12 protein-coding genes are annotated in these 11,917 nt (G+C 35.8%); all 12 read right to left on the bottom strand.

The window, feature by feature from the left end:
* Positions 1-4: 4 nt before the first annotated feature.
* A complete protein-coding gene (locus F0251_RS04740) occupies positions 5-994 on the bottom strand; it encodes a glycosyltransferase family 2 protein (protein WP_171730446.1) in 990 nt (329 codons plus the stop codon).
* Positions 988-1,752 carry a hypothetical protein gene (locus F0251_RS04735; RefSeq protein ID WP_171730445.1) on the bottom strand — a complete coding sequence of 255 codons (765 nt, stop codon included), beginning with the start codon at positions 1,750-1,752 and terminating at the stop codon, positions 988-990. The genes F0251_RS04740 and F0251_RS04735 overlap by 7 nt, the downstream gene beginning before the upstream one ends.
* 69 nt (positions 1,753-1,821) lie before the next feature.
* The gene (locus F0251_RS04730) at positions 1,822-3,087 is read right to left on the bottom strand and encodes a hypothetical protein (RefSeq protein ID WP_171730444.1); all 1,266 of its coding nucleotides are present in this window, start codon (positions 3,085-3,087) and stop codon (positions 1,822-1,824) included.
* A gap of 65 nt (positions 3,088-3,152) precedes the next feature.
* Entirely contained in the window at positions 3,153-4,073 is a 921-nt protein-coding gene (locus tag F0251_RS04725) for a glycosyltransferase (RefSeq protein ID WP_171730443.1), read from the bottom strand.
* A 116-nt stretch (positions 4,074-4,189) separates the two neighbouring features.
* On the bottom strand, positions 4,190-5,170 hold the full coding sequence (locus tag F0251_RS04720; RefSeq protein ID WP_171730442.1) for a glycosyltransferase: 981 nt from the start codon (positions 5,168-5,170) through the stop codon (positions 4,190-4,192).
* Positions 5,171-5,201: 31 nt separating this feature from the next.
* Positions 5,202-5,840 (bottom strand): acetyltransferase, encoded by a 639-nt coding sequence (locus F0251_RS04715; protein WP_171730441.1) that lies wholly within the window; start codon positions 5,838-5,840, stop codon positions 5,202-5,204.
* Positions 5,837-6,916: a DegT/DnrJ/EryC1/StrS family aminotransferase gene (locus F0251_RS04710; protein ID WP_171730440.1), complete on the bottom strand. Its 1,080-nt coding sequence runs from the start codon at positions 6,914-6,916 to the stop codon at positions 5,837-5,839. The genes F0251_RS04715 and F0251_RS04710 overlap by 4 nt, the downstream gene beginning before the upstream one ends.
* 34 nt (positions 6,917-6,950) lie before the next feature.
* Positions 6,951-8,381 (bottom strand): lipopolysaccharide biosynthesis protein, encoded by a 1,431-nt coding sequence (locus F0251_RS04705; protein WP_345775979.1) that lies wholly within the window; start codon positions 8,379-8,381, stop codon positions 6,951-6,953.
* Positions 8,378-8,917, bottom strand: a complete 540-nt coding sequence (gene rfbC, locus F0251_RS04700; protein ID WP_171730439.1) for a dTDP-4-dehydrorhamnose 3,5-epimerase — start codon at positions 8,915-8,917, stop codon at positions 8,378-8,380. The genes F0251_RS04705 and rfbC overlap by 4 nt, the downstream gene beginning before the upstream one ends.
* 4 nt (positions 8,918-8,921) lie before the next feature.
* A complete protein-coding gene (gene rfbD, locus F0251_RS04695) occupies positions 8,922-9,803 on the bottom strand; it encodes a dTDP-4-dehydrorhamnose reductase (protein WP_171730438.1) in 882 nt (293 codons plus the stop codon).
* The gene (gene rfbA / locus F0251_RS04690) at positions 9,803-10,690 is read right to left on the bottom strand and encodes a glucose-1-phosphate thymidylyltransferase RfbA (RefSeq protein ID WP_171730437.1); all 888 of its coding nucleotides are present in this window, start codon (positions 10,688-10,690) and stop codon (positions 9,803-9,805) included. Before rfbA ends, rfbD begins: the two co-directional genes overlap by 1 nt.
* Positions 10,690-11,778, bottom strand: coding sequence for a dTDP-glucose 4,6-dehydratase (rfbB, locus tag F0251_RS04685; protein WP_171730436.1), 1,089 nt, complete (start codon positions 11,776-11,778; stop codon positions 10,690-10,692). The genes rfbA and rfbB overlap by 1 nt, the downstream gene beginning before the upstream one ends.
* Positions 11,779-11,917: the final 139 nt, after the last annotated feature.

Below are 11,917 nucleotides of genomic sequence, written 5' to 3'. Positions count from 1 at the left end.
CAAATCAACCTGACTTTTTGAGAAACCTGATACCTTGTTTATAAAAATAATCACAAAAGCCTTGCGGTAACAAACTCACCACAGACAAAGATAAACCTGTGGATAATTTATAAGGGATCCCCAATTCTTTTAACAAATATCTGAATTCTTTGTACGCTACTCCGCCATTACTTTTGCACCTTAGAGCATAGCTAATCAACCTTCTATTATATTCCTTATTGAAGGACTCTAGTATATCTTCGGAATATATTGATGAAAGATTAAGAATTACTTTTCTCAGAAAGACTTGGTACCTTAAGTTGGATAAAATAGATGCTCTATCTTGGAGGGCAGACTTATTTTTAGCTGCTTCATTCTTTCCAAAGTAATTCTCACCGTCCCCCCCTAAAACCAAAGCTCCACTATTTATATACTTATAATCTGAAAATTCATAGTTGAGAGCTACGGTTAAGTAAACTTGCGTATAAATACATGAAGACAAAAATACCTTGTCTAATTTCAATGAACAGACTTTTTCCCTATCAAAAATCAAACCAGAGAAGAGTATTGAGTTATAAATAAGTTGAGAAGTAGAGAGTTCTAAAATATTAAAGTTCGAGTCAACAACTCTTTTCATCTCACCTGATTCGATATATGAACTAATATAAAAAGGTTTGCGACTTTTTTTCAACTCAGATATAACATCTAAAAACTCATTCCCTACAATAAAGTCATCATCACTCAACAAGTAAACATATTGAGAGTTCGTAATATAGAATGAGTCCATAAGGTTAGAATCATAACCCATATTTTTTTCATTCTGATGAAGACTGAGAGGCACCGATAAAACATCTTGAAACTCAGAACAAATATCTTTTATTTCACCAATTAAGGGGGAGACGTCATCCTTAATAATTATACAGAATTCGTCGCTTTTGACATCGACAAAGTTTTCAAGAATTCTCCTGACTTGTTGAGGTCGATTATATGACAAAATTACAATTGAAACTAACATGATATAAAATCCAAAATTCTATTCTTTATATTACCTGCGTTAAATGCAAACAACGACTTTATAAGAAAAAAGGCTAATTTAAACCTAAGGTTTAGTATCGAAAAAACAATTAGCCTTACATGGGAATAGTTAAAATCTTTTACTCTGCTACTTGGGTAAACCCTAAATATAACTCTTTTACCCAGAAAGCTCTTCTCTGTACTGTCTTGTAGAGACTCGTGGTCAATCCCTTTAATACTTATAGGTTTTATGCTTCCACCATCAATAATAGTTTGGCAGCAATATTCATAATCTACACATTCAACATGATAACTTCGATTATGCATTAGTGATTCTTCATTGATTCTAAATAGACAACCGCTACTCGGGAAAAAACCAGATTTAAACTTTTCAACATTTTCGCTAGTATAAAATATTGAGTAGCCATCATTATCTTTCAGATCACCTCTATACCTTGTAAGTATGTTGCTCAACGTTTCTCTACCAACAATAGTATCTTGATCAAAGTAAAGAAAATCACCACCTCCATTTTTAAGTAGCATAGTTTCTAGATCATTAAATGCAACACCAAGCCCTGCGTTAATATTGTCCCCGAGTATATTGATACCCATTTTTTTTAGCCGAATTATATCATCTTCACTGGCATGGTTCAAATAAACGAAAACATCAAAACCTTTATCGATAGCATTCGATATATTTACATATACGTTGTCATCTGGATTATAAACAACAGTAAAAAACACCAACTTTTTATTCATAGTAACATTCCTAAAAGTGTTATTTTAGCTACTTACAATAATTAATAATAAAAATTAAAGTACGCATAACTAATATTTAGCTTCTTTCTTTTTCACTACACAGCTTAAAAAATGAGCAGACAGAACCAAATAAATTAGCTGTGTAACTCCCGAAGATCCTAAAATATAGACGTCTTTTAGGTTTAAAAATGGTAACATAAAGAAACATACAGCAACGAAAGGTTTGAAAACTGAACTTTTTGTACAGATTGATAGGAAAAATGATATTACAAAAAAACTACCAATGAACAAAATAGAATAAATTAACCCGCCGAAATTCGTTAGAAGTATCAATCCAAGATCACTATCTATATAGGGCATATTATTGCTTCTACCAAAATTCCCATCACCAAAAATCACATCATTTGGAATGATCAGCATGTTATTTATAATATAGTTAACAGTATCACCTGAAATTTGACTTGAGTTTTCAAAGAATAAAGAAAATGCCCACATATAAAAATACATAACTTCTTCAGTGTAAATAAAAAAAGTAAGTACCAAAAATATTAATACCATAAAGAAAACGCGATAAAGGATCGATTTTTTTATTCTTAAAAAATAAGAAGGTAAGATCAGGGACAAAAGGCAGATAGAAGAGATCAATATCATCCCGGTCCTTCCAGAATACACAGCCGCTAGCGAAGAAAGTGCGGCAAATAAGTATAGATATATTACATTTCTATTGCTAAAGTTATAATTAGACATGAATATAAAGGTAATAAATACTGAAAACCCATAGAAAACAGACAATATTGAAAAACCACTCTCAAACATGCCACTAATTCGCCTTCCCAACTCAAAATATACTCTAGCTGTTTCTGAAAGACCAAATATATTATAAAATTCCACACCAAAATCTTTACTGTAAATGATTAAGATTGAAAAGGCTACATTTACAAAAACAGCTAATATAATATTTCTTAAAACATAATACTTCCAATATTCATCATATAAGCTATGATAGAGATCGACAATAGCTCTCGATGACAAAAACAGCATAATGGATATAATAATAACTTTTATTATATATAAGTCAGACGCCGCATGATAATAAGAAAATCCAATAGTCAAAAATAACAAAAATACAAGATAAAATAAAAAGTAAAGACTAAACTTATCTATCTTCAATTCCATTAAGCATTTAGAAATAAAGATAAAAGCCAGAGGGACATTGATAATGTATAACATAGGTATATCAAAGACCCTGGAAGGAATTAAATAAAATGTTGTAATTAGGAATAATACAAATCCAAGTGTGAAATTTATTTTCCTTTTAAAAAAAAATAGATTCAAAACATTTACCTTACATAAAAAACAGAAGTAAATAAGTAAAAATCAATTAATGACAAAATTTATTATCATTGGCTTTTCCTTAATTTAAAAACGTCATATAACAAGTAAATGAATTCTTTAATATTCATTAATTTAAATAATTGAAATATGGTTATAAAGCTTCCGTGATTATAATAACAGTAATATCTACTTTCTATTATGGTGGCAACGTCTTTTGAAATTTTAATATCCCCATTTCTATTGTTAATTTCTCTTAGCAATCTAACTTTCTCGAAAATTGCTGCTTTTCTCTTCTTAACATTATCCTTAGTAAGAGACTTCCGGATCCTTGCGATATAACCTTCTCCGATATTAGAACCAATAAGGTTGTCATCATGTTGTCGGTAATATATTAACTCATTATTTACGTAACAAAGCTCTCCTCTAACCTCTGAGTTTGCTGCAATCCAATAGTCATGAGGTATACCGTCAGGGAAAGGAAGTAATGAAATGACGAAATCCGATTTACAGAGCAAGGTTGCACCAGTAACAAAATTATTTACTAGTATTCCATTTTTTTTATTCAATTTATAATAAATAGAATCATCTAACTTACTGCCCTGTATACGTAACTGGCTATCTGTTACATAAGCATTGCTAAAGCAACTAGATTTATTTTCATCTATTATATTATTCAACATTGTTTCAGCTTTATTTTCCAACCAAATATCATCTTGGTCGGAAAAGAAAAAATATTTTGATCGTACGGATTTAACTAATACCTCAAAATTTTTTACGTAACCTAAATTACCCAAATTATCGTCAAGTAAGATTATATTATCAAATTCTTTGGCTATATTTTCTATAATGGCAATAGTGTCATCAGAAGAACAATCATCTCTAATATAAATAGCTTTAGGCCTAACAGTTTGACCTAGAATGCTAAGAATTTGCTCCTCAATGTATTTACTACCATTATAAGAAGCCAAAATTACATCATAATCCAAAGTAAAACCTTAATTTTAATTGATTTTTATTAACCTGAATAACTGGCTGCTTTATATCCTAGACGATTCTGTCTATGTAAACATTATCATAAGTTAAGTCTAGCTCTTATCTTCTATCACTTTAAACGAAGTCTGAATTCAGCAATTTTTTTTACAGGGATGAGTACATTGATCAGAAGTAGAAACTTATATTTCAATGAAGCAAACTTAAATGCATTATCTATAAGCTCTGTTCCATGGAGTAAATGGTTTGCAATTGATGAATTTCCTATCAAACCCAGGGCCTCTGAAGTCATATTAGACTTGTAGGCCATATAAACCCTCATTTTTAAAGTAGATAATCTAAATAAATTATATTTAGCTTCACTCTTGGTATTTGATGCAGATTCTGGCAAGACCCTATAAACTGCTGTTACGTCATCAATAAAAATGACCTCACCTTTCATTGAAAGGTAAATCCATAGTGGCCAATCACCCAATAGCCACTTTTCTGACTCGCTTCCGTGCTCTGAAAAAAAACTATCGCAGTCTATTTTTCGAAACATTGTAGTTAGCGTTCTAATTCGATTCTGTACAAATAAGCTTTTAGTAGTATTAGTTTTTAATGGGACTTGACTAAGAATAACCTTGTTCGAAACCTGCTCAAAATCATATACATTTGTATGGACCATTGATGCGTTGTCATTGGAAATTAAATGTTTGATTTGCTTATCTATTTTAGATTTATCAATCCAAAAGTCGTCCCCCTCACATACCGCTATGTATAACCCTTCTGCGCGATCTAATGCATTAACAAACGGTTTCTGACAGTTTTTAGAGTATTGGTTTTCTTCTTGTACAATTAACTTAATAATGGAAGGATACTCATTGACATATCTTTCAAGTATTTCTTGAGTTTTATCTGTAGAAGCATCATCATGAATAATCACCTCAAATCTATATTCCGTTTCCTGAGCTAAAAAACTATTGATAGCCTCTTCTATATAGACTTCTTGATTAAATGTTATACAAACTATCGAAACATAAACCTTGTCTGCGTATTTCCAAGTATTTATGATTTCTTTTTCCGACGGGCTCGAATCTAGTCTAGTGAACATGTATCTACCTTTACAGTATTATAAATTTGGCCTAGTTTAATTTAAGTCTCTTCGCCGGGTTGCCAAGCATAGTAACATTTGGTTTAACTCTTGAAACGATGACGCTCCCCGCCCCAATGATAGCATCATCTCCTACGCTAACTTTGGGTATAACAACAGCGCTTGATCCCATAAAAACTCTCTTTCCTAGTTTTGCAAAGCCTGTAACATCGCAATGACCGCTCAATGTCGAATAGTCTCCAATTTCGGCATCGTGACCAATAGTTGAGTTCGCGTTTACAGTAACGCACTTCCCAAGTGTTATACCAGTAGTCAATGTTGTATTCGGACAGATCACCGTTCCTTCCCCAATTTTGACGTTAAAACCAATAACCGCACTCTGATGAATATAGCTTAAAATTTTTATACCCTTTTTAGTATAAAAATCATATAGCTTATTTTTTTGTTCCGGTGAGGCAATAGCGATGATTACTGCATCATTCTGAGTCATTGCAGTACTTTCTCTATCATCGACAATCCGGTGCTTTACTTCAGGATAAGTATCTAAATCACCTTTATAGTCACTAAGTAGACCTTGAAGAATATAACCTTCATATTCAAAGTCTGACTCACCTAGATAACTATAAATTTCTCGAGCAAAACCACCAGCACCAACTAAATACAGATTCATAGAAGTCCCTTCTTGATTATTTCTAGCACAGTATCAACATCGCCTGTACTTAGGTGTGCGTGCATCGGCAAACACAATATTCGCTCAGAGGCACTCTGACTGTTTTTTGTTCCAAAATTATCTTTTTCAGTAAACACAGTGTCCAAACTAGGTGCGAAATAGTGCCTCGATTGAATATTATTGTTAGCGAGTACTGATGATATAGACTTCATTTGAGATTGACTCTCAAGCAATATAGGCATATAAGCACCATTAGCATTAGCCTCAGGATGCCAAAGTGGTAGCTCCACCAATTCTTTTAAACCTTGACGATACTGGTAAAATAGCTCAGATCTATGATTTAAAATATCATCAATATCTTCAAGATTGACAAGACCCACAGCAGCTTGGTACTCGTTGAGCTTAGCATTGATACCTACATCAACAACACCATCTCCAGGTCTAATTCCAAAGTTAATAATATCTTCAGCTCTTTCCAAATGAGCCCTGTCTTTGAAAACAATAGCCCCCCCTTCAACCGTGTGAAACACTTTAGTTGCATGGAAGCTTAACGTGCTAGCATCACCATAGTTCAATACTGAGCGCCCATCGATATTTACACCAAATGCATGTGCTGCATCATAAATAACCTTAAAGTTATGTTGTTTGCTCAATTGTTCTATCGATTCCACATCGCACGGATTACCGTAAACGTGAGTCGCGACTACAGTATCTGCCTTACATCCCAACTGGTAAGCAGCATCTATTGCTTTAGGGCTTAAATTCAAGCTTCTTGGGTCTATGTCAGCAAAAGCTAACTCATCTTTCTGCCACTCGTAAGCACTTACCGTTGCAACAAAGCTAAATGGCGTTGCAATGATAGATTGAGTCCCCATAGCTCGGCTTGCTACTTGCAGTGCCGATGTACCATTATTAGTTAAGAGAAGATTTTCCACCCCCAAATAAGCTTCTAATCTCTCTGTAAGCTCTTTATGCATCGGCCCAAAGTTAGTAAACCAACCACTACTATTTACTTGTTCAAGTAATTTATAAAGTTTTTTCAAGTTAGGTTTTATAGGACTATTTAATGCGATCATTTATTGTGACTCCAAGAAAGGTAAAGTTTAGTGACTATACCTTCAATGTGTTTTTTAATTTAATTAGCAAAGGACGTTGTAAGGTGGTCATCATTATAATGTAGCTAATTAACGCCACCCCTAATGTTAAGGCAATTCTTAACATATTGTTATCTAAATTATTACCAACAAAGAACCCAATAAAGGCAGATAAGATTGCAATCAAGCCTATTGGCAGTAAAGACATTAACTGCTTATAAGCAGTTAATGTGGATAGCTTGCCTGTGTAATACGTATTAATTAACAATGATAAAAATGATGTCACAACCATACCAATACACATCGCTTTAATACTAATGGGTACAGTAATAATCAACATAATAGTCATCATTATCTTCTTAATAACTTCCAGTTTTAGAAAAAGATCCGAACGGCCTTTAACCTGAAGCATATTCAAATTTATTGCATGGATAGGATATAATGAAAATGCCACACTAATGATACTAATATACTCAGCACTGGCTTGCCACGTATCTCCTAAAAGAACATCAATTAAAGGTACTGCAATAATACTAATGCCAAGCATAAATGGGAAAATTATAAAAGCTGAAAACTGCAATGTTAACAAATAAGAACGATCTAGCTTCTTTATGTCATGTTGCATGTTACTTAAGAGAGGGAAAGTAACTTTTTGAATAATTCCTGTAAGGGTCATAGCTGGCACACTTGAAAGCTTATCAGCCTGATTAAACACCCCTAGCTGAGCAGAACTAAAATACTTCCCTATAATAAGCCCATATATATTAGTGTATATTGTATCCAGCAATCCAGACAAAAGTAATTTGGATCCAAAACCGAATAACTCTTTAAAGGAATCTATAGAAAAACGACACTTTGGCCACCAAGGATCAATATAGCTCAACATTAACGTATTCACTAGAGCCAAAGTTATTTGTTGCATAACTAATGCCCAAACACCAAAACCATTTACTGCTAAGTATAAAGCTAATGAACCACTAATTAAAAGTGAAGCTAAACTACATTTAGCCTGTGTCTTAAAGTTCAAGTCAACACTTAACTTCACTTTAGGAATCACCGAAAAAGCATTAATTATAATAACGAACGCAATATAACGAGTTAATGATGTTAGCTGTGGTTCCTGGTAAAAATCACTAATATAGGGAGCGGCCCAATACAACAACATATAGCATACTACTGATACTATTAAACTAAAATAAAAAGTTGTGGCGAAATCGACTTCATTCCTATCTAGCTTTCTAATTAATGCCTGGCTAAATCCTGCATTAACAAAAACATTTGCAATTGCTATAAATATTGTCAGTATCGCTACTAATCCGAATGCACTTGGACCGAGAAGATTAGCTAACGTTAAACTAATGATTAAACCTATTAGCTGTGCACCAAAGCTATCCAGTGCACTCCAAATAAAACCGCTTTTAACCCTATCCTTTTCGAACACTGTCACAATATTTCATCGAGTTTCAAAGCATTTTCATCTTTGTTAGATAGGAGAGGTAAGCTATTATTTGGCCATTCAATCCCAATAGAGGCATCATTCCAAAGAATAGACACCTCAGCGTTAGGGTTATAATAATCAGTACACTTGTACACAAACTCAGCTTCATCGCTTGTAACGTAAAAACCATGAGCGAAGCCTTCCGGCACCCAAAGTTGTCGCTTGTTTTCTGCAGACAAATACTCTCCCACCCACTGTCCAAAAGTTGGTGAACCTTGTCGAATATCCACAGCAACATCAAACACTTCACCAGAAACCACACGCACCAATTTCCCTTGAGTGTTTTCCGTTTGATAGTGTAAACCACGCAAGATGCCTTTCTTTGACTTTGAGTGATTATCTTGTACAAATTGTGTTGGCTTTCCCGTCACAAGCTCTTCAAACAGCTTCTGGTTCCAAGTCTCCATAAAGAAACCACGCTCATCACCAAATACACTTGGCTCTATAATTTTCACATCTGGAATACGTGTATCGATTACTTTCATTTTATTATCCGGTATACGCTTGAATATTGTTTAAAGCAGCCTTCCAATCACTCGCATCAATAGAGAAGTTTGTCAGAATTTTCTCGTTACTTAAACGAGAATTATTTGGACGTTTTGCTGGTGTTGGGTATTGGTCGGTTGTAATTCTTATTAGGGTTGGCTTGCTCTCAAGAACTTTTTGCTGAACAGCAACATCAAAAATCGCGTCAGCGAAATCAAACCAGCTGACATGAGGCAACCCCGAATAATGGTAAATACCATATTCCACCTCACTTCCCTGATTAATGCGGTTCGCGATTTGAATCAATGTACTTGCAATATCACCCGCATAAGTTGGTCCACCAAACTGGTCACCAATAATACTCAACGCCTCTCGAGTCTGCCCTAAGCGCAGCATCGTTTTCACGAAATTATTACCATTCTCGCCAAAGACCCATGCGGTACGAAGAATAATGTGCTTATCACATGACTGTGCAACTGCAATTTCCCCAGCCAGTTTACTTTCACCGTAAACACTTTGAGGGTTCGTCGTATCTGTCTCGATATAGTCCCCGGTTTTATTACCTTCAAAGACATAGTCTGTGGAGATATGCAAAATTGCTGCACCAATGCTTTGCGCAGCTTGTGCTAGATACTTGGGACCATCACGATTTATCGCATAAGAGAGGTCAATTTCCTCTTCAGCTTTATCCACTGCAGTATGTGCAGCAGCGTTAATAATTATGGTCGGCTGAAATTCAGAAATAATAGCAATAACGTCTTCTTGATTCGTGATATCAAGATGCTCTCTATCAAGCGCTAATACTTTAATCTTCTCATCATTATCTAACTGTTTTATTAAACAAGAGCCAACTTGACCATAACAGCCCGTGAGTAATACTCGCATTAGCATGCTACCTCTTTTTTGATTTCACTGACTAACCGAGTCAAATATTGCCCGTATTCATTCTTCATCATAGGTTTTGCCAAAGCCAGAACTTGCTCGTCACTCAGCCATCCATTTCTCCAAGCAATCTCTTCCAAACAAGCCACCTTTAAACCTTGGACATGTTCAATTGTTTGTACAAAAGAAGACGCTTCATGAAGGCTCTCATGTGTACCTGTATCTAGCCACGCAAAACCACGACCTAATAATTCTACATTCAGTGAGCCATCATTGAGGTACATTTCGTTTAGGGTCGTGATCTCTAACTCTCCGCGCTCAGATGGCTTCACTTGCTTAGCCATTTCAACCACGCGGTTATCGTAGAAGTAAAGACCGGTTACTGCATAGTTTGACTTAGGCTGTGTTGGCTTTTCTTCAATTGAAACGGCTTTCATGTTTTCATCAAATTCAACGACACCAAAGCGCTCTGGGTCTTTCACTTGATAACCAAACACAGTCGCGCCTGATTCTCTTGAAGCTGCACTTTGTAGTGTTTGAGAAAAAGACTGACCATAGAAGATGTTATCACCTAGTACTAAACACACGCTGTCATCACCAATGAAGTCTTCACCAATAATAAACGCTTGTGCTAGACCATCAGGGCTTGGTTGAATCGCGTATTCAAGGTTGATACCAAAATCAGAGCCATCACCAAGCAAACGTTGAAAGCCCGCATTATCTTCAGGTGTCGTGATAATCAGAATGTCTTTGATTCCTGCCAACATCAAAGTAGAAATCGGGTAGAACACCATTGGCTTATCATAAATCGGCAAGAGTTGTTTCGACACGCCACGTGTAAGTGGGTACAGACGAGTACCAGAGCCACCAGCTAATACAATACCTTTCATTACTTTACATCTCCTGTTACTACACCTAGACGCTCGCGTTGGTAGCTGCCATCTTGCACATTTTGACACCACTTAGAATTGTCTAGGTACCACTGTACTGTCTTACGAAGTCCCGTTTCGAACGTCTCCTCCGGTGTCCAACCTAATTCACGTTGCATTTTAGAGGAGTCAATAGCATAGCGACGGTCATGACCCGGGCGGTCTTGAACGTAGGTAATTTGCTCTGCGTATTTGGTCTCTTTCGGTACTAGCGTATCAAGGATGTCACAAATCGTATTCACGACTTCAATGTTTTTCTTCTCGTTATGGCCACCGATGTTGTAGGTCTCACCAACTTTACCTTCGGTTACTACTTTATAGAGTGCTCGAGCATGGTCTTCAACGAACAGCCAGTCACGAATTTGATCCCCCTTACCGTAGATAGGGAGGTCTTTTCCTTCTAGAGCATTCAAAATAACAAGTGGGATCAGTTTTTCAGGGAAATGATATGGACCATAGTTGTTTGAACAATTAGTAACAATAGTTGGTAGGCCGTAAGTACGAAGCCACGCACGCACCAAATGGTCACTTGATGCTTTTGAAGCAGAATAAGGGCTAGATGGTTCATAAGAAGTGGTCTCTAAGAACATCGGAAGCTCTGTTCCCTCAGGCACTTCGTCAGGGTGAGGAAGGTCACCATAAACTTCGTCTGTAGAGATATGATGGAAGCGAAACTCTGCTTTGGCTTGATCTTCAAGGTTATTCCAGTACTCGCGTGTAGCTTCCAATAACGTATATGTTCCAACTACGTTCGTTTCAATAAATGCAGCAGGACCAGTGATAGAGCGGTCAACATGTGATTCAGCGGCTAAGTGCATTACCGCATCCGGTTTATGCTCTGCAAAAACGCGGTCAAGTTCTGAGCGATCACAAATATCTACTCGTTCGAATGCATAACGTTCATTTGAATCAACATCGACAAGTGACTCCAAGTTGCCCGCATAAGTAAGCTTATCAACGTTTACAACGCTGTTCGATGTATTACTGATAATATGGCGAACAACTGCAGAACCGATAAAACCAGCACCACCAGTGACTAATATCTTCACAAAAAACCCCTAACCTAACTTTCTTGATTCATAAACTGTGCACAGTGCAAACCTCTTTACCAAGCACGCTACCGCCCATTGGTAACAAAGCGAAAACCACACTACGCATTAAAATTTGAAAATGTAAATCGGTGCATTA

This window comes from Vibrio sp. 070316B, from assembly GCF_013114115.1.
GTDB classification, from domain to species: domain Bacteria; phylum Pseudomonadota; class Gammaproteobacteria; order Enterobacterales; family Vibrionaceae; genus Vibrio; species Vibrio chagasii_B.
The sequence above is the reverse complement of the archived record's forward strand: the minus strand, read 5'-3'. Positions and strand labels throughout refer to the sequence as shown.

What these genes read in the sequence shown, in the direction of transcription:
- F0251_RS04720 (WP_171730442.1), bottom strand. Translation starts at nt 5,170, where the DNA reads ATGTTCACTAGACTAGATTCGAGCCCGTCGGAAAAAGAAATCATAAAT.
- F0251_RS04740 (WP_171730446.1), bottom strand. Translation starts at nt 994, where the DNA reads ATGTTAGTTTCAATTGTAATTTTGTCATATAATCGACCTCAACAAGTC.
- F0251_RS04735 (WP_171730445.1), bottom strand. Translation starts at nt 1,752, where the DNA reads ATGAATAAAAAGTTGGTGTTTTTTACTGTTGTTTATAATCCAGATGAC.
- F0251_RS04715 (WP_171730441.1), bottom strand. Translation starts at nt 5,840, where the DNA reads ATGAATCTGTATTTAGTTGGTGCTGGTGGTTTTGCTCGAGAAATTTAT.
- rfbD (WP_171730438.1), bottom strand. Translation starts at nt 9,803, where the DNA reads ATGCGAGTATTACTCACGGGCTGTTATGGTCAAGTTGGCTCTTGTTTA.
- rfbA (WP_171730437.1), bottom strand. Translation starts at nt 10,690, where the DNA reads ATGAAAGGTATTGTATTAGCTGGTGGCTCTGGTACTCGTCTGTACCCA.
- F0251_RS04710 (WP_171730440.1), bottom strand. Translation starts at nt 6,916, where the DNA reads ATGATCGCATTAAATAGTCCTATAAAACCTAACTTGAAAAAACTTTAT.
- rfbC (WP_171730439.1), bottom strand. Translation starts at nt 8,917, where the DNA reads ATGAAAGTAATCGATACACGTATTCCAGATGTGAAAATTATAGAGCCA.